Source organism: Ruegeria sp. CDSA193, assembly GCF_059611885.1.
Genome location: NZ_JBXWPN010000001.1, coordinates 63,542 through 86,440 on the forward strand (window position 1 = coordinate 63,542; position 22,899 = coordinate 86,440).

The window sequence follows — 22,899 nt, forward strand, 5'->3', positions numbered from 1 at the left end:
AGGCCGCTATGGCTTTGCTGAACTTCAAGAAACGTGATGCCGCCGAAAACGGTCCGGTAAATCCAACCGTCGAAGCCTTCCTGCAGGGCTATTCGATTGAGGTGATGCCGCGCACCGCCGAGAAGGTCGAGGATTTTCGCGCTTTGTTGCCTGAAGGCACACGCGTCTATATTGCCCATATCGAAGGCACTCCGATCGAAGACATGGTCAAGACCGCCAAGCGCATCGCGGCGGACGGCTATCCTGTTATGCCGCATTTCCCGGCGCGGATCATTAAAGACACGGCGACGCTGGAAAACTGGATTTCCATGTACCAGGGTGAAGCAGGTGTGGATCAGGCGCTGTTGCTGGCCGGTGGTGTCGCGAATCCTCATGGTGATTTCGACAGCTCGATGCAGCTGCTGGAATCCGGCCTGTTCGACAAAGCGGGCTTCAAGCGTCTGCACGTCGCTGGCCACCCTGAAGGCAACAAGGACATCGACCCTGACGGATCGACCAAGAATGTCGATGACGCGCTGCGTTGGAAACAGAAGTTCTCTGAGACCACAGATGCCGAAATGGCGCTGGCCACTCAGTTCGCCTTTGACGCTAAACCGATCATCGCCTGGGCCGACAGCCTGAAAGAGGCGGGGATCGACATTCCGGTTCATATCGGCATCGCCGGTCCGGCAAAACTGCAAACACTGATCAAATTCGCCATCGCCTGCGGCGTTGGTCCATCGCTGAAGGTTCTGCAAAAGCGCGCCATGGACGTGTCCAAGCTGCTGCTGCCTTATGAGCCGACGGATGTGATCACCGAGCTGGCCAACCACAAAGCGGCCAACCCGGATTTCAACATCACAAACGTACACTTCTTCCCGCTTGGCGGCATCAAGACCAACGCCAACTGGGCCATCAACAACGGCGGCGCCTCGGCAAAGCCTGTAAACTCCTAAGGATCGGACATGACCCGTACAGTCGTAGAATCAAAAACAAAAACCGCCGTCCTGGGCTTTGACGAACCGTTCTGCGTGATCGGTGAGCGGATTAACCCGACAGGCCGCAAGAAACTGGCGGCGGAACTGGAAGCAGGCGATTTTTCGACCGTCGAAAAGGACGCCATCGCGCAGGTTGCGGCCGGTGCGACCGTTCTGGATATCAATGCGGGCGTTGTCTATAACTCGAACCCCAATCCGAACGAGACCGAGCCGCCGCTGATGCGCAAGATCGTTGAAATGGTGCAGGGGCTGGTCGAAGTGCCGCTGTGTATCGATTCATCAGTTCCGGGAGCTCTGGAAGCGGGTCTTGAGGCGGCAGAGGGCCGTCCTCTGTTGAATTCGGTCACAGGCGAAGAAGATCGTCTGGAGCTGGTTCTGCCGCTGGTCAAGAAATACAATGTCCCTGTGGTGGCGATCTCAAATGACGATACAGGGATTTCGGAAGACCCCGATGTGCGGTTCGAAGTGGCCAAAAAGATTGTCGAACGGGCCGCTGATTTCGGCATCCCGGCCCATGACATCGTGGTCGATCCGCTGGTGATGCCTATTGGCGCAATGGCAACTGCCGGTCAGCAGGTGTTTGCTCTAGTTCGTCGTTTGCGTGAGGAACTGGGCGTGAACACCACTTGCGGGGCGTCCAATGTCTCGTTCGGCCTGCCGAACCGCCATGGTATCAACAACGCCTTCCTACCGATGGCGATGGGCGCCGGCATGACCTCAGCGATCATGAACCCCGTTGCCTTGCCGGTTGGTCCCAAGAAACTGGCCGAGAAGAAGGCTGAGGTTGAGGCCAAAGGCATCATCCTGCCTGCGGACATGGATGATGAGACCTTCTGCCAGCTGTTTGGTCTGGGCTCGACCCTGCCGCGCGCGGGCAAAGAGATGGAGGCCATCCGCGCCGCCAACCTGCTGACCAACAACGATCCGCATGGCGGCGCTTGGATCAAGTTCAACAAAGCCCCCAGCGAAGCCGGTGCCGAGGGCACTGGTGGTGGTCGTCGTGGCGGTGGCCGTCGCCGTCGCGCATAAGTGATATAAAACAACATTCTGGCCGGATCTTTTGATCCGGCCTTTTTTGTCTTCGCCGTCGCAAATAGCCTGACGGTTTGGATCAAAACCGCTTGAACCTGATCTTGTACCGGTGATATTCAGCTAGCAGCGGCGGGTATGATGTAATGGTAGCCTGTCAGCTTCCCAAGCTGAACGCGCGGGTTCGATTCCCGCTACCCGCTCCATTCAGTTCGATCGACGCGCTTGATACAGGTTTATCACCGCCGGGATGTGCAGGCCGGTTTCGGATGTGAACTGGGCGAATTCCTGACAGACCTCGTGCTGGATTGCTGCTGCGTCCTGTTCGGTGCCTTCGAAATGCGCGATGGTTCGCGCGGCGGGGCCGACGCGGGTGCACAAGGCGGCTATTTCCTCTGACCCGCCAGCGCCGGGCAGATTTACGGAGATGGCTTGGGCCTGAATGTCCGACAGCCCCGCCTGTTGCATCATGCCGGTGACGTGATCCAGATCGTGAAACGCCAGCGGACCCGGCGCGTAACGATCTACCCGAGGCGGCTGCCCAAGGCGTTTTACCGCAGCAATATGGGGTATTTTGAACCACGGGTTGCCATCCAATGGCCCCCAAGCTGCAAAGGTCATCTGCCCGCCAGGTTTAAGTGCGCGGGCGATATTGGCGAATGCAGCAACCGAATCGTCAAAGAACATCACGCCGAACCGTGAAATCGCTGCGTCCAACTGATTGGCAGGAAACCCGAATATCTGCGCGTCAGCATGTTGGAAGCTGATGTTGCTCAGCCCGTTTTCCGAGGCTCGGGCGCTGGCACGATCAAGAAACGCTTGCGATATATCGGCGGCCAGAACATCGCCATCCGGCCCGACCAATCGCGCGGCTGCAAGAGAGCTTTCGCCAGTGCCACAGCCGATGTCGAGCACATGCATTCCTAGTTTAAGCTGGGCATTCTCCAGCACAAGGTCCAGAACCGAAGCCATCAGTTGATCCAACTGATCCTGATATGTCAGCCATTTGGCTCCGGATTCGGATTTTCCCCAGTATTCTGCCTGTTCCTCATTCACCGACTGCATCGTACCCCTCCGTGGTTGCCGCGACTATGACCTCCGGCGACGGCGGCGGCCAGAGTTTTCCTGATCTCCACCACCGGTGTTGAACGAGGGCGCGGGCAGGGTGACCACCTGTGCCAATTCCGGGAATGGGTCGGTTTTGTGGGGTATCGCGTTCGCTGCCACGAAATGATCCTGAAACTTGGGCTCGATGGCGGTTTCAACCTTGGTGATTTCGCGCACTACACGTTCAATTTCACTCCGCGACCCGATGTTGCAAAGGGCGATCCGGGCGCCCGTACCGGCGGCGTTGCCCGCGCTTGAGACCTTGTTCAAGGGCGCATCGGGGATCATTCCCAGAACCATGGCATGTTTGGTCGAGATATGCGCGCCGAAGGCACCAGCAAGAACAATGCGGTCGACAGTATCCACGTTCATTTCGTCCATTAAAAGCCGCGCGCCTGCATAAAGCGCGGATTTCGCCAGTTGAATCGCGCGAATATCGCCCTGAGTGACTGTGATACGTGGGCCGCCTTCGGCGCTTGCGTCGTGGATCAGATAGGAATGGGTGCGCCCCTCGGGGACGTTGCGTGATGTGCCCGTTTGTTCTGCGGATCCGATCAGGCCACTTTCATCCAGCAAACTCGCCATACGCATTTCCGCCACCGCTTCAATAATGCCTGATCCACAGATGCCGCTGATGCCAGTGGTTGCGATGTCTTGATCAAAACCCTCTTCATCCGACCATTTCTCGGACCCAATGACGCGAAAACGGGGTTCTTTAGTGACAGGATCAATCTCGATCCGTTCAATCGCACCGGGGGCGGCACGCTGACCAGAGCTGATCTGCGCGCCTTCAAAGGCCGGGCCGGTCGGTGAGGAGCACGCCAGAACCCGGCTGGTATTGCCCAGCAAAATCTCGGCATTGGTGCCTACATCTACGATCAGAACCAGATCTTCGGATTTGCCGGGCTCTTCCGACAAGGCAACCGCCGCACAATCCGCACCCACATGACCCGCAATGCAGGGCAGGATGTAGACCTGCGCACGTGGGTTCATGTTGGTCAGATCCATCTCGCGCGCGGGCAAAGACATGCTTTCGGACGTAGCCAAGGCAAAGGGCGCTTGGCCCAGTTCGACCGGATCCAGCCCAAGCAGCAGATGGTGCATGACCGGGTTACAGACGAACACCGTTTCGACAATCAGGTTGGCGTCAATCCCGGCCTCATCCGCGATGGATGTTGTCAGATCGTTTATCGCTTCGCGTACGGCTCGGGTCATCTCTTTGTCGCCGCCGGGGTTCATCATCGAGTAGGACACGCGGCTCATCAGGTCTTCGCCAAAGCGGATTTGGGGGTTCATCAGGCCCGAAGATGCCTTGACCTCGCCTGTGTCCAGATCGGTCAGGTGAGCTGCAATCGTGGTAGAGCCGAGGTCGATGGCCAGACCGAAAAGTCCGTTCTCGTGCAATCCAGGCCAGATTTCCACGATCCGTGCGACCTCGTCCTTGTGGCCTTTATGCACCGCAACGGTGACCTCCCACTTACCCTTGCGCAATATGGGCTGCAGTTTGGACAACAAGGAAAGATCAGCCGTAACGGCCTCGACGTTCCATTGCTCGCGCAGAGCGCGTTCCAGACGTTCCAGATCGCCGGTTGGTGAATGCATGTCGGGTTCTTCTACCGCAACAAAATACAGCCGGGTGGCCGGATCCATTGTGATGGCGCGTGCTGTGGCGGCCTTGCGTACGACCTGACGGTGCACCTGGCTTTCTGGTGGCACGTCGATCACCACATCCCCCTGAACCGTGGCCTGACATCCAAGACGGCGGCCGGGTTTCAATCCGCGCTTGTCGTCATAGCGCTGTTCAACCGCGTTCCATTCGCTTAGTGCACCGTCGGCTACGGTCACGCCGTGCTTGGGAAACTCGCCATAGCTTGGCGTGATCTGGCATTTCGAACAAATCCCGCGTCCACCGCAAACGGAATCCAGATCCACACCCAGTTGCCGTGCCGCAGTCAGAACCGGAGTGCCTACGGGAAAGTGCCCGCGTTTGCCCGATGGGGTAAAGACAACAAGAGGGTCGGTGGTCATGATTGGCCTGCCTTTTATATTCGCGCCTATGTCGGGCAAGATATGGTTTTGTACGCAAAGGGAAAGGCCATTCAGCGGCACGTTTTGTGTGCGTTGCGTCGTTTTTTGTCGCAGCATCGACCAGCAGGTAAAAACTAGTTTATGTCGGGGGCTTTTCCTTAGATGCAATCCATGCAATAGGGTCACCGTCAAACGGGCTTTTGCATGGGGTTAACAGATGCAGATTCGTGAGGCACTCACCTTTGACGACGTTCTTCTGGTTCCGGGCGCATCTTCTGTGCTGCCGGCCACGGCGGATACGACCACGCGCGTGACGCGGGAAATCACCATGAACATCCCGCTGCTCAGCTCGGCGATGGACACGGTGACCGAGGCGCGCATGGCCATCGCCATGGCGCAGGCGGGCGGCATCGGCGTGGTGCACAAGAACCTGTCGATCGAAGAACAGGCCCGAGAGGTTCGACGGGTCAAGAGATTTGAATCCGGTATTGTTTACAACCCGGTGACACTGCGGGTGGATCAGACGCTGGCGGACGCCAACGCGTTGGTGCAGCGTTATAACTTCACCGGCTTTCCCGTGGTGGACGAAGAAGGCCGCGTGGTCGGTATTTTGACCAACCGTGATATGCGTTTTGCGACTTCGGATGATACGCCGGTTCACGCGATGATGACCTCGGACAATCTGGCGATGCTTCAGGAACCCGCCGATCTGGAAGAGGCCAAAAGCCTGATGCGCGCGCGACGGATCGAAAAGCTTCTGGTTGTGGACGGGGCGGGCAAGCTGACGGGTCTGCTGACTTTGAAAGATACCGAACAGGCGGTGCTGAACCCAACGGCCTGCAAGGATCGGCTGGGCCGGTTGCGAGTCGCGGCAGCGACGTCGGTTGGTGACTCTGGTTTCGAACGATCCGAACAACTGGTGGATTCCGGTGTCGACATTATCGTTGTAGACACCGCTCATGGGCATTCTCAAGGGGTGCTGGACGCGGTGAAGCGGGTCAAGACCCTGTCGAACGAGGTGCAGATCATTGCCGGTAACGTCGCCACTGGGGACGCAACCAAGGCGCTGATCGACGCAGGCGCGGATGCCATCAAGGTGGGGATCGGGCCGGGTTCGATCTGTACTACGCGGATGGTGGCCGGTGTGGGCGTGCCGCAGCTGACTGCGATCATGGATTGCGCCGCGGCCGCCGGCGATGTGCCGGTTATCGCAGATGGTGGTATCAAATTCTCGGGCGATTTTGCCAAGGCGATTGCGGCGGGTGCGTCCTGTGCCATGGTTGGCTCGATGATCGCAGGAACAGATGAAAGCCCGGGCGAAGTGATCCTGTATCAGGGCCGGTCGTTCAAATCTTATCGCGGCATGGGCAGTCTAGGCGCGATGGCACGTGGCTCTGCGGATCGCTATTTCCAGAAGGATGCCGCCAGCGACAAGCTGGTGCCCGAAGGGATCGAAGGGCAGGTGCCTTACAAGGGCTCGGCCAGCGCGGTTGTGCATCAACTGGTCGGCGGCCTGCGCGCAGCCATGGGTTATACCGGCTGCGCCACGGTCGAAGAGATGCGAAAGAACTGCAACTTCGTCAGAATCACAGGGGCTGGCCTGAAGGAGAGCCATGTGCATGACGTGCAAATCACACGCGAAAGCCCGAATTATCGAGTGATGTAAATTGCCGGAACCTGAACTGCGGCGCCCCGGTGAAGGCGCCGCTTTGCGTTTTTGCCCTGCACCATATCGGAGAATGAAATGACCCCCGCCGCACGTGTTCAGGCCTCCATCGAAATTCTTGATCAGATTCTCTCGGGTGCCCCGGTCGAAAAGGCCCTGACAGGTTGGGCGCGGCGCAGCCGTTTCGCCGGTTCCAAAGACAGGGCTGCTATTCGCGACCACGTGTTTGGTGCTTTGCGGTGCAAAAGGTCATTTGCAGCGGCAGGTGGGGCGGAAACCGGTCGGGGGTTGATGATCGGCGCGATGCGCATGCAAGAAGTCGATCTGGATCAGATATTCAATGGCGAAGGGTACGCTCCGGCCAGTTTGGAAGAACACGAACAGGCTAAACCATGTGAATCCGACGCCCAGAAATACGACATACCGGAATGGCTTTGGCCAACCTTTCAAGAGTCTTTGGGTGATTTGACTCTTCCAGTGGCCGAGGCATTGCGAGCTCGGGCCCCGATTCATTTGCGGGTCAATCTGGTTAAGTCACGTGTCGATCAGGCGGTCTCGGTCTTGCTGGCGGACGGCATCCAAGCGAGGCCACATCCCGCTTGTTCGGCCGCACTCGAAGTTGTCGAGGGCGAGCGGAAAATCTCAGGAAGCCGTGCCTATACTGATGGGTTAGTCGAACTGCAGGATGCGGCGAGCCAGGCCGTGGTTGAATCATTAGACTTAAACCCCGGAATGCGGGTTCTGGATTATTGTTCCGGCGGTGGCGGCAAAGCCTTGGCCTTGGCCGCGCATCGCGGTGTAGATGTGTTCGCGCATGACGTTAATGCGGCGCGAATGCGTGATTTGCCCGCCCGGGCCGAGAGAGCGGGTGCACAGATAACACTTCTGACCAATGACGAGATCTCTGCGCAGGCACCATTCGACATTGTGCTGACGGATGCCCCCTGTTCTGGCAGCGGATCCTGGCGTCGCGCCCCGGCGGGAAAATGGTCTCTTACACAAGATGGACTGAACCGGCTTACGGAAACACAGCGGACGATCCTTGATGATGTCGCGCCTTTGGTGGGGCCAGCGGGTGTTCTTGCCTATGCAACATGTTCCATGCTCGAGGTCGAAAACGGTAAATTGGTCGATGCCTTCGTGGCGGCGCACCCCGAATGGACCGAGACGTTTCGCAAAACGTGGTATGTATCACACGGTACTGACGGGTTTTTCACGTCACACTTGACGCGGTAGTCGTCGGACAAATAGCAACCTAAAGGAGAATTGCTCACTTTGTTAGTTAAGTGGGCGTTAACCCTTTTGCGTTGGGTTACACCTAGCCCGGCAAGTTGAGTAGTTAATGTCCGATACCGCAGATTTCTATTCTGACCCAAAGTTACGAAATTCACCAAGCGGTTTGCGTCTAGCACCATTGGTTGCGCTAGGGGTGTTGCTCTCACTGCTGCCGCTGGCAGGAATCATTCCCCAAGCCTGGAATCTCGGCCTTGTGGTGGCAGGTGTGTCTTTGCTTGCTGCATCACTGTTGGTCGTGGTGAGGGCGCTGATTTCCGACGACTCGGTACGTCGAGAGCTTAGGGTTATGGAGGTTTTTGCCGAAGAAGAGCTGTACCCTTGCGCGATTGCCAATGCACAGGGTGATGTTCTGATTTGCAATTCTCATGCCCGGGCTCAGCTCCATGTTTTTCCCGGCAACCGGCTGGATGAAGGTCTAAAGTCTATTTTTGCCAACCCGTCGGCAATTCTGCTGCGCCTGCAGTCTTTGGCCGAGATCCATGGCCGTGCAAGAGAAGACGTTGTCACTTTGGAGACAACCGTACCGATTTCTGTTCTCGGTGTTGGGAATAATTTTTTCTTTTGGCGGTTTCATCTGGATGGAACAGGTCAGTGGGATGCTGTGCCTGTGCCCATTTTGACTGAAGGCAGAAACGGAGCATTGCTGCGGATCAACGGGGCGGCGGAACAAATCCTGGGGCAACGACCCGACAACCTTGCACAGGTTCTGACTGGCACGCAGCCCGAATTGGGTGAGGTTGTGCAGGTACAGACGGCACAGGGGCCAATTCCGGCTACGATGGCCGAACTGTCTCGGTCGGGAACCACGCGCGATTTGCTTGTTCTACCGCTTGATCGTGCACAGGAAAGTGGAATTGGCGCGTCATTTGTGGATCTTCCGGTCCCGGTAATGACCCTGTCTCCCGACGGGAGCATCCTTGAGGCCAACAGGCTGGCAACGCGTCTTGTCGGAAACATAGAGCCCGGAGAATCCAATGTTGTGCATATCATGCATGGTCTGGGGTATCCGGTTCTGGATTGGCTGACGCAGGCTTCAAATGAGGGCGCCGTTCCACGATCTGAATTCCTGAGGCTGACACGGGAAGACCGCGAGATATTCGTACAGGTCACATTGAAACGTGTGCTGATCGAGGGAGAAGTCAGACTGATTGCGGTTCTGAATGATGCTACCGAACTCAAGACTTTAGAGGCGCAATTTGTGCAGGGACAAAAAATGCAGGCCGTTGGCCAACTGGCTGGGGGTGTAGCGCATGATTTCAACAATTTGCTAACGGCGATTTCCGGACATTGCGATCTTCTGCTTTTGCGGCACGACCAGAATGACCCTGACTACGGGGATCTTGTACAAATCAATCAGAACGCAAACCGTGCTGCAGCTTTGGTGAGCCAACTGCTGGCCTTTTCGCGCAAACAGACTTTGCAGCCGGAAATCCTGGATCTCAGAGATACGATCTCAGACCTTATTCATCTGCTAAATCGTCTGGTCGGAGAAAAGATTAAGCTGACACTCAGCCACGATCCCGTTCTGAAAGCGGTTCGTGCGGATAAACGCCAGCTAGAGCAGGTGTTGATGAACCTTGTCGTAAATGCCCGCGATGCAATGCCTGAAGGTGGTGAGGTCAGGATCGAAACCGAAGTGGTCGTGCTGACAGAACGCTTCACAAGGGATCGCGCTACGGTACAACCTGGTGAATACGTCACCGTCAAAGTCATTGATAGCGGTACGGGGATTGCCCCCGATAAGCTACAGAAAGTGTTCGAGCCTTTCTTTACAACCAAACGCACGGGTGAGGGGACAGGTTTGGGCCTGTCGACTGTCTACGGAATTGTAAAGCAAACCGGCGGTTTTATTTTTGTCGACAGCATTCAGGGGAGAGGGACCGAGTTTATTGTGTACCTGCCGGTTTCAACCGCCCCCAAAAAAACCGAGGCAGCGCCTGCGCAATCCCCTGAGAATCCAACGGTTCGCCAGGGTGAGGGTGTCGTGCTGCTGGTCGAAGACGAAGCCCCGGTTCGGGCCTTTGCTACCCGCGCACTGAGGTTGAAAGGCTACACTGTGCTCGAGGCCGATTCGGGAGAAGAGGCTCTGAGGCTTCTCGAAGATGGCACATTGAATGTTGACGCATTCGTCACCGATGTGGTCATGCCCGGATTGGATGGTCCGACCTGGGTTCGTATGGCTAAGCAGAGCAGGCCAGATGTCCGGGTCATATTCATGTCTGGATACACAGAGGGTGCGTTTGGCGATTCCGGACCAGAGATTTCCGATTCAACTTTCCTGCCCAAACCATTTTCACTAAACCAACTGACCGAAGCTGTTTTTCAGCAGATCAATTAGGGTTTCAAAGTGCCGAGGCGTGGCAATCGAATTCCGCGGAGTGTGTGTTGCGGAACTTGGTCAATGTCTCTGCGCCCAGTGTTAGGTCTCGTGTGGGTGACACGTTTTCGCGTTGCAGCCGGATATCCATATTCAAGCGGTTTTGCAGGAAATCGAGAATTTTGTCCTGGTTTTCATATTTGAAGACATGGGTGGCGCCACGCCCGTTGTTGCGGGTGCGAAAAAATTGGCTCTGACTGCCGACATCGGCAAATTCAGGTCGGGGTGTGCGCATATAGGCCTGGATGAAATCATCAAAGCTCAGGTCATGTGTTGAATGCGGGTGGTCAAGACGCTCTTGGCGGCCGCGAAACCTGTACCAACTGCCCAGCCAATCGACCGGTTCACGAACAACCGCCATGATTTCCATCTCAGTATCGTACATTTTACGGAAAATGTTCTGGAAAAACCGATCATACCGGCGGACAGGTGCGTGTTTCAGATCTGGCGGATCGGTGACAACCAGATCGGCACGGTCCCGCAAAGCCGTATGATAAGCGGTGCTGCCGGTTTTTGGGACAGCCAGAAACGCAAGGCGTTCTTCATAAAAAACAAGCATTTATTCGTCCATCGGCAGTAATTATCTCCAGCTCAGATTGGCGTAAACGACTCCTTAATACAATTGCAGAACAGTAAGTAATGTAAGTTTTAGTTGAAATGTTCTCTTTTTGGTCCCATAAGGAACAAGAGGCGAACAAAGCAGCGATTGCCGCCCGTTCAAGGGTGTGACAAAAGGGAAGGCGACAGGACAATGGCGGATCTTCTGACGATGAGCGACAAGAAAAACGCAGATAAGCAAAAGGCGCTCGACAGCGCGCTGGCACAGATCGAACGGCAGTTCGGCAAAGGCTCGATCATGAAGCTGGGCGAGGATTCCAAGCAGGACATCGACGCCAGTTCGACCGGATCTCTGGGTCTGGATATCGCTCTGGGAATCGGCGGCCTGCCGATGGGCCGGATCGTTGAAATCTATGGCCCGGAAAGTTCGGGCAAAACAACGCTGACACTGCACTGCATCGCAGAACAGCAGAAACATGGCGGTGTATGCGCATTTGTCGATGCGGAACATGCGTTGGACCCGCAATATGCGCGCAAACTGGGCGTCGATCTGGACGAGTTGCTGATTTCGCAACCTGACACTGGCGAACAGGCGCTTGAGATTACCGATACGCTGGTCCGTTCGGGCGCGGTTAACATGGTCGTGGTTGACTCGGTCGCGGCGCTGACGCCGAAATCTGAACTCGAAGGCGATATGGGCGACAGCAGCGTTGGTGTGCAGGCCCGGCTGATGAGCCAGGCAATGCGTAAACTGACGGGTTCGATCAGCCGCTCGAACTGTATGGTGATCTTCATCAACCAAATCCGGATGAAAATCGGCGTGATGTTCGGCAGCCCGGAAACCACCACCGGTGGTAACGCCCTGAAATTCTACAGCTCGGTCCGTTTGGATATTCGTCGGATCGGTGCGATCAAGGACCGGGATGAGGTTGTTGGCAACCAGACCCGTGTGAAGGTCGTTAAAAACAAAGTGGCACCGCCCTTCAAGCAAGTTGAATTCGACATCATGTATGGCGAAGGCATCAGTAAAATGGGCGAGCTGCTGGATCTGGGCGTCAAGGCCGGTGTGGTCGAGAAATCGGGTTCGTGGTTCAGTTATGGTGATGAGCGGATCGGGCAGGGGCGTGAGAATGCCAAGCAGTATCTGCGCGACAACAACCGCATCGCGTTTGAGATCGAGGACAAGATTCGCGCGGCACATGGGCTGGAATTCGATGTGCCGCCCGGCGCGGAAGAGGATGATATCCTCGAGGCATAAGTGGTTCGGGAAGAAAGCGATTTTCGCAGCTCTTTCCTAAGAACGAACCATATTCCGAACAAGGCGGTCCGTCAGGGCCGCCTTGTTCCGTTCTGCGACGCTCGCCTGTGGACTATCCCGGGGGAGGCGGATAAACCCTTTTTGAAACAAACTGATTGCGCGCCGAGAGAGCCCTATGTCAACGTTGAACGAAATCCGATCGACCTTTTTGAACTACTTTGCCAAACAGGGGCACGAAGTAGTGGCATCCAGTCCCCTGGTGCCACGCAACGACCCGACATTGATGTTCGTCAACTCGGGTATGGTGCAGTTCAAAAACCTGTTCACCGGTGTCGAAACCCGTGACTATCAGCGCGCGACGACAGCACAGAAATGTGTTCGGGCCGGTGGCAAGCACAACGACTTAGACAATGTCGGCTATACTGCGCGTCACCACACATTCTTTGAGATGTTGGGCAATTTTTCGTTCGGCGATTACTTCAAGCCCGAAGCAATTCCATTCGCATGGGAATTGATCACCAAGGAATTCGGTGTCGATAAAAACCGCCTTCTGACAACGGTTTACCACACCGATGACGAAGCGTTCGATATCTGGAAAAAGGTGGGCGTCCCCGAAGATCGGATCATCCGTATCGCAACCAGTGACAATTTCTGGCAGATGGGACCGACCGGCCCGTGCGGTCCCTGCACCGAGATTTTCTACGACCACGGGGATCATATCTGGGGCGGCCCTCCGGGTTCGCCCGAGGAAGACGGTGATCGGTTCATCGAAATCTGGAACATCGTTTTCATGCAGAACGAACAGTTCGAAGACGGCTCGATGGTCGAGCTCGACATGCAGTCTATCGACACCGGGATGGGGCTGGAGCGGATTGGTGCCCTATTGCAAGGAAGCCATGACAATTATGACACCGATCTGTTCAAGACCCTGATCGAGGCCTCGGCGAGTGCCACCAATGTCGATCCCTATGGAGATCAGAACGTACATCACCGCGTGATTGCGGATCACCTGCGGTCGACCTCGTTCCTGATTGCAGACGGGGTAATGCCCAGCAATGACGGGCGCGGCTATGTGCTGCGGCGGATCATGCGTCGTGCGATGCGGCATGCGCATCTGTTGGGTGCGAAGGATCCGGTGATGTATCAGCTGGTGCCGACATTGGTCCAACTGATGGGTGCTCAGTACACCGAACTTGGCCAGGCTCAGTCGCTGATCGAAGAGACGCTGTTGCTGGAAGAAACCCGCTTTAAGCAAACATTGGATCGCGGCCTGAAGTTGTTGGATGACGAGGTCTCTGACCTGCCAGAGGGTGCGGCACTGTCTGGAGAGGCCGCTTTCAAGCTGTATGATACATACGGTTTTCCGCTTGATCTGACACAAGATGCACTGCGTGAAAAAGGCCGGACGGTTGATACCGACGGGTTTGATACGGCGATGGCCGAGCAAAAGGCCAAGGCACGCGCTGCCTGGGCGGGATCGGGGGAAGCAGCGGACCAAGCCGTTTGGTTTGACGTTCTGGATATCGCGGGCGCTACGGATTTTCTTGGATACGATACAGAAAAGGCTGAAGGACAGGTCGCGGCAATGGTCGTGGATGGCGCTTTGGTCGACAAGATCGAGACAGGTTGTTCCGGCTGGGTCGTTGTGAACCAAACCCCGTTTTATGGTGAATCCGGTGGTCAGATAGGAGACACCGGCGAAATTCGTCGTCTGGAAGAGCGTGATGATGTCGCGCGGGTCGAGGACACCCGGAAATTTGCAGATGGCAAAATCTATGCGCATCGGGTCACGGTCGATCACGGTACCTTGTCCAAGGGAGACGCAGTTGAGCTTGAGGTAGACCATGTTCGCCGCACCGCCATCCGGGCCAACCATTCGGCCACACATTTGCTGCACGAAGCATTGCGAGAAACACTGGGTGACCATGTTGCGCAGCGCGGCTCTTTGAATGCGGCTGACCGGCTGCGGTTCGACTTTAGCCACGCGAAGGCGATGAGCCCCGAGGAAATTCGGCAAGTTGAACGCTCGGTCAACGCTTTCATCCGCCAGAACTCGACCGTCGAGACCCGGATCATGACACCAGATGATGCCCGGGAACTGGGTGCGCAGGCCCTTTTCGGTGAGAAATACGGCGACGAAGTTCGCGTGGTTTCGATGGGCAAAGCGCCAACTGGCAAAGGCCAGGATGGTGAGACCTGGTCGATCGAACTGTGTGGTGGAACGCATGTTCGCCAGACCGGTGATATTGGCGCGCTTGTTGTATTGGGGGATAGCGCCAGCAGTGCCGGTGTCCGGCGGATCGAAGCGCTTACCGGTGACGAAGCCATGGTTTACCTGACCGACCAGGACCAACGTTTGGGGCAGATCGCATCTGAACTGAAAGCGCAACCGGATGACGTTGTATCTCGTGTCAAAGCTCTGTTGGATGAACGTAAATCCCTTCAAAATGAAGTTGCGCAGCTGCGCCGCGATCTCGCGATGGCTGGTGGTTCGGGGCAGGGCGGTAGCGCTGAGGCCAAAACGGTAAACGGTATCTCGTTCTTGGCTCAGTCCCTTACTGGCGTATCTGGCAAGGACTTACCCGCGCTGATCGACGAACACAAAAGCCGACTTGGATCGGGTGCTGTGTTGCTGATAGCGGATACGGGCGGCAAAGCAGCCGTCGCGGCCGGTGTCACAGCTGATCTGACGGATGCAATCTCGGCCGTGGATCTGGTTCGGGCGGCGGTTGCTGAACTTGGTGGAAAAGGTGGCGGTGGACGCCCTGACATGGCGCAGGGTGGTGGCAAGGACGCTTCGAATGCTGATGCCGCGATCAAGGCTGCAAAGAATATTCTTGGAGGTTAACAAAATGTCCGCACTTTGGATTGCACATGTCAGTGTTACTGACGCCGAATCCTATGGAAAATATGCCGAGCTCGCCGGGCCTGCGATTGCCAAACACGGTGGTGCGTTTATCGCGCGTGCTGCGCGATACGTGCAGTTGGAAGGCAAAGAACGGCCGCGCAACGTTGTCGCCAAATTCCCCTCATTGGAAGCCGCTGTAGAGTGTTATAATTCGGTGGAATATCAGCAAGCACTGGATCACGCGCGTGGTGCAAGTGAGCGGGAATTGGTGGTCGTAGAGATCACAGATTAGAATCACCCCGTGCGATCAGGGATTTAATACCCCTGTCAGCTTATTCATTGGGCGGTTTTCAGCCAAAAGATGGCCGCCCAATTGTGACGTTGCGGCAAGCGTCGACCTGAAATCCCATAAATATATTATTTACAAGTAGTTAACAGGTCTTGATGTCGGGCCTGCCAAGGGGTTCGTGTTTCGAATGTGGCGAGCAGCGCCAGATTCTTACCCAAAAATGCCATTTTCAATGACGGAATTCCGCCTCTTTTCGTTGCAAGATTTGAGACAGATTGCACAATTAGGCGTGTTTACCGATAGTTTCGGAAAACGGAATATGGTCCTGTTTTGCGGCAATCGCAGGGAAAACACGGATCGAGGGACAGGCATGGCGACCATGGGTACGGAATTTAGGGCCGTTAATGCGCGGATCTGGACTGGTTTTGGTAGAACTTTAGGAATCCTCGCATTGGCGTTGGGGTCCTCGGTTGTGGCACCAGATGCGCAAGCGCGGGAAGGCAACTTCATCCGCACAGTCGCATCATCGCCCCCGCCGTCTGGAGCGCGGCAACTGTGCCGTCAATACTCTTGGGCATGTTCCAGCAAGGCTTCGAATTCAATGTCGAGCCAGCAAGAGATGCAGATCATCAAAAAGGTCAACCGGCAGGTAAACGCAACCACCCGCTCGGTTACTGACCAAGCCCAATATAGAACTCGGGAACGTTGGGCACTGCCGACTTCGCGCGGTGGGGATTGCGAAGACTTTGCTCTGTTGAAGAAAAGGGATCTTATCCGTGCGGGCGTAGATCCGAACAAACTTTTGATCGCAACTGTCCTGGATACGCAGCGAAATTCTCATGCGGTTTTGGTTTATCGCTCGGTCAATGGCGATCTGGTTCTGGATAACGTAACCAACCGCATCAAACCCTGGTCGGCGACGCGATATCTGTTTCTGCGGATGCAGGACCCTCGGCGGCCCAGTAAATGGGTCGGGGTCTTCGGCAGAAGCTGAGGAAAGCTAATCTCAGCTGGTTAGAATGCAAAAATGGCGAAGCAGCAGCTTCGCCATTTTCTGTAGTACTAAATTAGCTTACTTGGGGTTGCCCGGATTGTTGGTACCGTTCGGGTTCTGAGATTGGCCGCCTGGATTGGTTCCGTCGCTATGGCCAGAACGGTTGCCCTTGGGTCCACCGTCACCACCTTCGCCGCCGTCACCACCTTCGCCGCCGTCGCCACCTTCGCCGCCGTCGCCACCTTCGCCGCCGTCGCCGCCGTCGCCACCTTCGCCGCCGTCACCACCTTCGCCGCCGTCACCACCGTCGCCGCCGTCGCCACCTTCGCCGCCGTCACCACCGTCGCCGCCGTCGCCACCTTCGCCGCCGTCACCACCGTCGCCGCCGTCACCACCGTCGCCGCCGTCGCCGCCGTCACCACCGTCGCCGCCGTCACCACCGTCGCCGTCGTCACCATCGTCGCCGTCGTCACCATCGTCGCCGTCGTCACCATCGCCGCCGCCGCCGCCGGTACCACCGCCGCCGCCGCCGCCGGTACCACCGCCGCCACCGCCACCGCCTGAACCACCACCGCCATTTTCATCAGCAGGGCCGTCTCCTGATCGTTGCTCATTTCCGAGAATAGATGCGGTTGGAAAGTCAGTCAGAACTGCTGCAAAAGCTGGGCAACTCTCCAATGTACGGGACAAGATGTCCTCGAAATCTGAGCGTCGCTGCAAATAGCGCAGCATCCGGGCGTCTACAACAGAACATGCACAAAGCGTTTCAGTCGATACCGACTGTTTGGCTGTTCGTATTGTACACATGTCTGAAGCTGATGCGGATGCAGCTGAAATAACTGGGAATGTTGCTGAAACAAATACTATTGAAAGTAAGCGAGACTTAATGCGCATGGCGCTACTCCTTGATACTCATTACTCAAAACTTGGCAGGCAAACAGGTGCCATACTTTGGACACAAATACATCCCTTTTGAGCCAGAATTACAAGTTTCCTAAAATTGTGAATGTTAAAAGTGAAACAACTTAAAGAAGAAAGTGTAGGTAAAACAAAAAGAAGGCCCGCTTTGAGAGCGAGCCTTCCAGGATGGGCCTTAATACGCGTGTGCGCAAATATGTCACGATTGTGTTATTGTTTCCAATCTGTGAACTGCATCACTGCAATGATCAGGCAGATCTTGCCATACGCTTGCGCTCGTGCGGATCCAGAAAGCGTTTGCGCAGACGGATTGCGTTCGGGGTCACTTCAACAAGTTCGTCATCGTCGATATAGGCGATCGCCTCTTCCAACGAGAACTGAATATGGGGTGTCAGGCGCACAGCGTCATCCGATCCGCTGGCCCGGACGTTGGTCAGCTTTTTCCCCTTCAGAGGGTTAACCTCAAGATCGTTGTCGCGCGAATGCTCGCCGATAACCATACCCTGATATACATCGGTCTGAGGGCCAACAAACATGCGGCCACGCTCTTCGAGGTTCCAAAGGGCATAGGCAACTGCCTGTCCGTTCTCCATCGAGATCAGAACGCCTGCGCGGCGGCCCGGAATTTGTCCTTTGTGCGGTGCCCAGTCATGGAACACACGGTTCAAAACGCCAGTACCGCGTGTATCTGTCAGGAATTCACCGTGATAACCGATCAACCCGCGTGACGGCACATGGGCGATGATGCGGGTTTTGCCTGTACCAGCAGGCCGCATCTCGGCCAATTCACCTTTGCGGACACCTGTTATCTTTTCAATGACCGAGCCAGAATACTCGTCATCCACGTCAATGGTGACTTCTTCGATGGGCTCCAGGCGCTGTCCGTCTTCTTCGCGGAACAGGACCTGTGGGCGAGAGATGCTTAGCTCGAACCCTTCGCGGCGCATGTTTTCGATCAGAACACCCATCTGCAATTCGCCGCGTCCCGCAACTTCGAAGGCCTCACCGCCCGGCGTGTCGGTAATGCGAATGGCGACGTTTGATTCTGCTTCTTTCATCAGACGGTCGCGAATGACACGGGACTGAACCTTTTTACCGTCTCGGCCGGCAAGGGGCGAATCGTTGATACCAAAGGTCACTGTGATGGTTGGCGGGTCGATCGGCTGCGCGGGCAGAGCGTCTTCGACCTGTGGGGCAACAAGCGAATCTGCCACGGTCGCTTTGCTCATACCTGCGATGGTGACGATATCGCCCGCCTCGGCCACATCAATGGGTTGCTGCCCCAAACCGCGGAAAGCCAGGATTTTTGAGGCGCGGAAGTTCTCGATAAGTGTTCCGTCCCGGCTGAGCGCCTTGAGGGTGTCACCTGCCTTGAGCGTACCACTTTCGACACGGCCAGTCAGAATGCGGCCGATGAACGGGTCGCTGCCCAGTGTCGTGGCAAGCATCCGGAAGGGTTCGTCCTTGCGTTCGATCTGTTTGGGAGCAGGGACATGGTCAACGATCAGGTCGAACAGTGCTGACAGATCCTTGCGGGGTCCTTCCAGCTCCATATCTGCCCAGCCCGACCGGCCTGAGGCGTACATTGAAGGGAAATCAAGCTGATCGTCATCCGCACCAAGGTTTGCGAACAGATCAAAGCATTCGTCCAGCGCGCGGTCTGGTTCGGCGTCGGGCTTGTCGACTTTGTTCAGCACCACAATCGGACGCAGACCCAGCGCCAGCGCCTTGGAGGTCACGAATTTGGTCTGCGGCATCGGACCTTCGGCAGCATCGACCAGCAGGACAACGCCGTCGACCATGCTAAGGATGCGCTCAACCTCGCCGCCGAAATCGGCGTGGCCCGGCGTATCGACGATATTGATCCGCGTGCCTTTCCATTCCACCGAAGTGGCCTTTGCAAGGATGGTGATACCACGCTCACGCTCGAGGTCATTGCTGTCCATGGCGCGTTCTGCGACAGCCTGATTTTCCCGGAACGCACCGGATTGTTTTAGCAGCTCATCGACCAGCGTTGTTTTGCCGTGGTCCACGTGAGCGATGATTGCGATATTGCGCAGGTCCATGAGAGGTCAGCCTTTGAACGGGAAGTTGACGCGCGCATAACGCGGCTCGGCGAAATATGCCAGCCCTAACCGATCGTCAGTGTCCTGCTGTACCGGAAAAGAGGTGTATGATTAGTATTCCACCCAAAATCATGCTGAGTCCAGCGATCCCGGGTAAATCCAACCTCTGACCAAAGACAATGAAACCGATGATGGCAATCAGCACGATTCCAAGGCCGGACCAGATTGCATAGACGATACCAACCGGCATGTATTTGAGCGTGAGGGCCATCAGATAAAAGGCAATTCCATAGCCAACAACCACAAGCACTGACGGCCAGAACCGGCTGAATTGCTGGCTGGCCTGAAGTGCAGTTGTACCAATCGTTTCGGCAACAACTGCCAACAGCAGTAGAAGATATGCTTTGGGCACGGTGGTCTCGCATTCAATAAGGTTGCATTGGGTTGAGCACGAAATGACCGATACCCGCAAGCGATAGCAGGAGTTTTCTGGCATCCGTCAGGGGTCAGGATTACCCGACTATGTGGATTTTCGGCAATGTGATACTTTGTCCGCGTTTTATCGTGTTTTTTTTATGAGTATCGCCATGACGAAATTTGCAAAATACGTCATCGCTCTTTCGGCACTTATTGTTGCGCTTGGGTGGCTTGCTGGCGGGGGGTCCGTCGAAACAAAAGCAGCCCGAAATGTTGAGCGATTGATTGGTACATCGGTTTAAGCGACTGCCGAATACAGGAAAAAGGGGTGTTATGCTCCTTTTTCCGCTGTGTTTTCAGCTTTCTGCAGTCTCAGAAAAGTAACCCCGAAGTAACGGATCCAGCCATGCCCACAGGGCTGGTGCACCGGGAATAATCACCGTGCCGACACGGCTGTGGATTTGTTCGTATGTGACGTTGTAATCAATCCAGGAACCGCCTCCTGTCTCGAGGTTGCCAACCGGGGTCTGGAAGCGATCAATCGCTTTGGCGAAACAGGCATCGGGGCTTTCGGCCTGTTCAAACTCCTGCCAGATCGACATGAATTCTTGATTTTGCACCTCTGGGAGCATTCCAAACAACCTTTGCGCCGCAGCAAGTTCCTCGGCGGCTTGTGCCGCGTGGTCGACCTGCCCATGAATTGGGTGATCACCGGCGTCAATTTCAACAATGTCGTGCAGCAAAAGCATTCTGAGGGCGCGGTTTACAGAAACGGAAGGGGCTGCATATTCGGACAGGACCCAGGCAAAAAGCATGATGTGCCAGGAATGTTCGGCTGAATTCTCAAACCGGTCATCATAGAGCAGACGCGATGCGCGCTGAACCGATTTGAGTTGGTCAGTTTCGGACAAGAAACCCAAACGCAAAGAAAGCTCGGAGGTTTCGAGTTTGCCTCCATTCAGCAGTGCTTGGGCAAGATTATATGCGTCCGGGAAAGCTTGTTGCAGATAGGCAGCGCGACCTTGTTTCAGGTTGTCATTCACGACAGCTAAATGCTCTGGGTTTGGCCGTTCTGCACACAGCACCTGAAACATCGGTTGCGACCGATCCAGAATCTTGGCGAATTTCGCGTCCGGAGTGGTGTCGGCCTCGAATTCTTGCCAAAGAGCCAGAAACGTCGTGGCCTGATCAGCAGGCAGCATGCCAAACAGCTCTTCAGCAGCTGTTTGTTCCGCCAATTCCAGTGCTTTCCAATCTGTTTTCAGGTGAATCGGGTGATCGCCTACGATGATTTCGACCAGATCATGCAGCAGTAGCATTTTGATCACGCGGTCGATATTCACGTCTGGCCCGGCAACCGGTTCCAAAACCAGGGCCCAAAGCGCCAGTTGCCAACTATGCTCAGCCGCGTTCTCTGGGCGAGACTGATCCAACAAGGCGTTGGCACGATTGACAGATTTCAACCTGTCCGCGCGTTTAAGAAAGTCGATTTGCGCGGACAGTCTTTGCGTCATTGTTTTTCTATAGCTTTCAGTTTTGACCGATGTTCGGTCAATTTTTCGACGACAAACTTGCGGGCCTTACGTTCGGCCATCCGGACACGGATCTCGGTCAGGAATGCTTCTTCCAATGTTTGTGAGGACGCCCCGATCACTTCGCCAACTTCCATGAAGAAGCGGTCGTTTCCTGTTTCGTCCATCACTTTCATTGTGTCTTCGGCCAGCTTGGAAGCAAGCCTGATGATCGTGTCGGACATTAGCGCGTGTTCTCTGTCAGCCGCCGTTTCACATAGTCACTTACGTCAGTGATCAGCGTATCCATGTGGCGATCCTGAAAGAAGTGGTCAGCACCCTCAACTTCGTTATGGGTGATTGTGATGCCCTTCTGTTCATGCAGCTTGTTAACCAATGCAGTGGTGTCTGCAGGCGGGGCTACCCGATCAGAGGATCCGTTGATAATCAGACCCGAAGAGGGGCAGGGCGCCAGGAACGAGAAATCATACATGTTGGCTGGCGGAGAAACGCTGATGAAACCGGTAATCTCAGGGCGGCGCATAAGCAGTTGCATCCCGATCCAGGCTCCGAACGAGAACCCTGCGACCCAGCAGTGTTTCGAATTGTTGTTCATCGACTGCAGGTAGTCCAGTGCCGATGCCGCATCACTCAGCTCGCCTACGCCCTGGTCATATTCGCCCTGGCTGCGGCCAACACCGCGAAAGTTGAACCGCAACACGGTGAAACCCATGTTGTAGAACGCATAGTGCAGATTATAGACGACCTTGTTGTTCATGGTCCCGCCAAATTGAGGATGCGGGTGCAACACGATGGCGATCGGTGCGTCTTTTTCCTTTTGCGGGTGGTAGCGGCCTTCCAGGCGGCCTTCGGGTCCGGGAAAAATCACCTCGGGCATGTGTGCATAGGTCCTGTCTTTTTCTTCTGGGTGTCCGGAAATACTTGACGATAATCGTCGGACACCTTAGAACGGTTCTAATTGTGATAGTCGGCGCAAGGGCGCTGTCAGTCGGAGATACGCACTGGCAGCGGCGGCGTCAATGATTTCGCGCGTTAACTGCCATAAGGGAATGAGAATGAAGCTTTCGACCAAGGGTCGTTACGCGATGGTGGCCTTGGCTGATATCGCTCTTCAGTCTTCTGACGGACTGGTAACGCTGAGCGAAATTTCCGAACGGCAGGACATCTCGTTGCCTTATCTTGAACAGCTGTTCGTAAAGTTGCGCCGGGCCGAGCTTGTCTCGTCAGTGCGCGGTCCGGGCGGAGGTTATCGGTTGGCGCGCCCTGCGTCGGAAATCCGTGTAGTCGAAATTCTGTCCGCCGTCGACGAAACTGTAGACGCGTTGAAAAAGGGGGCAGGGGCATCGGGGGCCTCATCGGGCAGTCGTGCGCAATCGCTGACCAACCGATTGTGGGAAGGGCTAAGTGCCCATGTTTATGTGTTTCTGCATCAAACGCGGCTTTCTGATGTGATCAGGAACGACTTGGCGCCCTGTCCGGCTGTTCCCAATCTGTTCGCGGTCGTGGACGAGTAAGATGAATTTGCTTTGTCCAAGTCCC

At 55.8% G+C, this 22,899-nt stretch carries 21 protein-coding genes and 1 tRNA gene; 13 read left to right on the forward strand and 9 right to left on the reverse strand.

The window, feature by feature from the left end; translation table 11 throughout:
• The first annotated feature begins 8 nt into the window (after positions 1 to 8).
• From AC2FLG_RS00330 to AC2FLG_RS00340, 3 genes are all read left to right on the forward strand, one after another.
• Positions 9 to 935, forward strand: a complete 927-nt coding sequence (locus AC2FLG_RS00330) for a methylenetetrahydrofolate reductase (protein WP_496704919.1) — start codon at positions 9 to 11, stop codon at positions 933 to 935.
• A 9-nt stretch (positions 936 to 944) separates the two neighbouring features.
• On the forward strand, positions 945 to 2,006 hold the full coding sequence (locus AC2FLG_RS00335) for a methyltetrahydrofolate cobalamin methyltransferase (protein ID WP_271947214.1): 1,062 nt from the start codon (positions 945 to 947) through the stop codon (positions 2,004 to 2,006).
• Between the two features lie 132 nt (positions 2,007 to 2,138).
• Positions 2,139 to 2,212, forward strand: a tRNA-Gly gene (locus AC2FLG_RS00340).
• Position 2,213: 1 nt separating this feature from the next.
• Here the strand turns inward: AC2FLG_RS00340 and AC2FLG_RS00345 are convergent.
• Entirely contained in the window at positions 2,214 to 3,071 is an 858-nt protein-coding gene (locus tag AC2FLG_RS00345; RefSeq protein WP_496691211.1) for a class I SAM-dependent methyltransferase, read from the reverse strand.
• A 24-nt stretch (positions 3,072 to 3,095) separates the two neighbouring features.
• The gene (locus AC2FLG_RS00350; RefSeq protein ID WP_496704571.1) at positions 3,096 to 5,141 is read right to left on the reverse strand and encodes an ASKHA domain-containing protein; all 2,046 of its coding nucleotides are present in this window, start codon (positions 5,139 to 5,141) and stop codon (positions 3,096 to 3,098) included.
• A gap of 217 nt (positions 5,142 to 5,358) precedes the next feature.
• On the opposite strand from AC2FLG_RS00350, the gene guaB reads away from it, so the two are divergent.
• From guaB to AC2FLG_RS00365, 3 genes are all read left to right on the forward strand, one after another.
• Positions 5,359 to 6,807, forward strand: coding sequence for an IMP dehydrogenase (gene guaB, locus AC2FLG_RS00355; RefSeq protein WP_281972072.1), 1,449 nt, complete (start codon positions 5,359 to 5,361; stop codon positions 6,805 to 6,807).
• A 78-nt stretch (positions 6,808 to 6,885) separates the two neighbouring features.
• Positions 6,886 to 8,043 (forward strand): RsmB/NOP family class I SAM-dependent RNA methyltransferase, encoded by a 1,158-nt coding sequence (locus AC2FLG_RS00360; protein ID WP_496704573.1) that lies wholly within the window; start codon positions 6,886 to 6,888, stop codon positions 8,041 to 8,043.
• A 106-nt stretch (positions 8,044 to 8,149) separates the two neighbouring features.
• On the forward strand, positions 8,150 to 10,441 hold the full coding sequence (locus AC2FLG_RS00365) for a hybrid sensor histidine kinase/response regulator (protein WP_496704575.1): 2,292 nt from the start codon (positions 8,150 to 8,152) through the stop codon (positions 10,439 to 10,441).
• Between the two features lie 4 nt (positions 10,442 to 10,445).
• On the opposite strand, the gene AC2FLG_RS00370 is transcribed toward AC2FLG_RS00365, so the two are convergent.
• The gene (locus tag AC2FLG_RS00370; protein ID WP_281972075.1) at positions 10,446 to 11,039 is read right to left on the reverse strand and encodes a sulfotransferase family 2 domain-containing protein; all 594 of its coding nucleotides are present in this window, start codon (positions 11,037 to 11,039) and stop codon (positions 10,446 to 10,448) included.
• Positions 11,040 to 11,231: 192 nt separating this feature from the next.
• On the opposite strand from AC2FLG_RS00370, the gene recA reads away from it, so the two are divergent.
• From recA to AC2FLG_RS00390, 4 genes are all read left to right on the forward strand, one after another.
• Positions 11,232 to 12,296 carry a recombinase RecA gene (recA, locus tag AC2FLG_RS00375; protein ID WP_142633714.1) on the forward strand — a complete coding sequence of 355 codons (1,065 nt, stop codon included), beginning with the start codon at positions 11,232 to 11,234 and terminating at the stop codon, positions 12,294 to 12,296.
• A gap of 175 nt (positions 12,297 to 12,471) precedes the next feature.
• A complete protein-coding gene (gene alaS / locus AC2FLG_RS00380; protein WP_496704576.1) occupies positions 12,472 to 15,144 on the forward strand; it encodes an alanine--tRNA ligase in 2,673 nt (890 codons plus the stop codon).
• 4 nt (positions 15,145 to 15,148) lie between these two features.
• Positions 15,149 to 15,436 carry a DUF1330 domain-containing protein gene (locus tag AC2FLG_RS00385; RefSeq protein WP_142633718.1) on the forward strand — a complete coding sequence of 96 codons (288 nt, stop codon included), beginning with the start codon at positions 15,149 to 15,151 and terminating at the stop codon, positions 15,434 to 15,436.
• A gap of 376 nt (positions 15,437 to 15,812) precedes the next feature.
• Positions 15,813 to 16,427 (forward strand): transglutaminase-like cysteine peptidase, encoded by a 615-nt coding sequence (locus AC2FLG_RS00390; protein ID WP_496704921.1) that lies wholly within the window; start codon positions 15,813 to 15,815, stop codon positions 16,425 to 16,427.
• Between the two features lie 78 nt (positions 16,428 to 16,505).
• Here the strand turns inward: AC2FLG_RS00390 and AC2FLG_RS00395 are convergent, their stop codons facing one another.
• Positions 16,506 to 17,234 (reverse strand): hypothetical protein, encoded by a 729-nt coding sequence (locus tag AC2FLG_RS00395; protein ID WP_496704577.1) that lies wholly within the window; start codon positions 17,232 to 17,234, stop codon positions 16,506 to 16,508.
• Between AC2FLG_RS00395 and AC2FLG_RS00400 the strand changes: the two genes are divergently transcribed.
• Positions 17,233 to 17,403: a hypothetical protein gene (locus tag AC2FLG_RS00400; protein WP_496704578.1), complete on the forward strand. Its 171-nt coding sequence runs from the start codon at positions 17,233 to 17,235 to the stop codon at positions 17,401 to 17,403. The two genes, AC2FLG_RS00395 and AC2FLG_RS00400, sit on opposite strands and share 2 nt — an antisense overlap.
• A 190-nt stretch (positions 17,404 to 17,593) precedes the next feature.
• On the opposite strand, the gene typA is transcribed toward AC2FLG_RS00400, so the two are convergent.
• Complete coding sequence (gene typA, locus AC2FLG_RS00405; protein ID WP_271947178.1) at positions 17,594 to 19,411, reverse strand: translational GTPase TypA; 1,818 nt, start codon at positions 19,409 to 19,411, stop codon at positions 17,594 to 17,596.
• A gap of 76 nt (positions 19,412 to 19,487) precedes the next feature.
• On the reverse strand, positions 19,488 to 19,823 hold the full coding sequence (locus tag AC2FLG_RS00410; RefSeq protein WP_142633723.1) for a DMT family transporter: 336 nt from the start codon (positions 19,821 to 19,823) through the stop codon (positions 19,488 to 19,490).
• 175 nt (positions 19,824 to 19,998) lie between these two features.
• Here AC2FLG_RS00410 and AC2FLG_RS00415 point away from each other — a divergent pair, with 175 nt between their 5' ends.
• The gene (locus tag AC2FLG_RS00415) at positions 19,999 to 20,130 is read left to right on the forward strand and encodes a hypothetical protein (protein ID WP_271947174.1); all 132 of its coding nucleotides are present in this window, start codon (positions 19,999 to 20,001) and stop codon (positions 20,128 to 20,130) included.
• A 54-nt stretch (positions 20,131 to 20,184) separates the two neighbouring features.
• On the opposite strand, the gene AC2FLG_RS00420 is transcribed toward AC2FLG_RS00415, so the two are convergent.
• From AC2FLG_RS00420 to AC2FLG_RS00430, 3 genes are read right to left on the reverse strand one after another with little or no spacing between them, the layout of a single operon-like run.
• Positions 20,185 to 21,342, reverse strand: coding sequence for an HD domain-containing protein (locus AC2FLG_RS00420; protein ID WP_496701054.1), 1,158 nt, complete (start codon positions 21,340 to 21,342; stop codon positions 20,185 to 20,187).
• Positions 21,339 to 21,584, reverse strand: coding sequence for a hypothetical protein (locus AC2FLG_RS00425; RefSeq protein WP_142633727.1), 246 nt, complete (start codon positions 21,582 to 21,584; stop codon positions 21,339 to 21,341). Before AC2FLG_RS00425 ends, AC2FLG_RS00420 begins: the two co-directional genes overlap by 4 nt.
• A complete protein-coding gene (locus AC2FLG_RS00430) occupies positions 21,584 to 22,237 on the reverse strand; it encodes an alpha/beta hydrolase (protein ID WP_142633729.1) in 654 nt (217 codons plus the stop codon). The genes AC2FLG_RS00425 and AC2FLG_RS00430 overlap by 1 nt, the downstream gene beginning before the upstream one ends.
• A gap of 178 nt (positions 22,238 to 22,415) precedes the next feature.
• Here AC2FLG_RS00430 and iscR point away from each other — a divergent pair, with 178 nt between their 5' ends.
• Positions 22,416 to 22,874, forward strand: a complete 459-nt coding sequence (gene iscR, locus AC2FLG_RS00435) for a Fe-S cluster assembly transcriptional regulator IscR (RefSeq protein ID WP_142633731.1) — start codon at positions 22,416 to 22,418, stop codon at positions 22,872 to 22,874.
• Positions 22,875 to 22,899 lie beyond the last annotated feature (25 nt).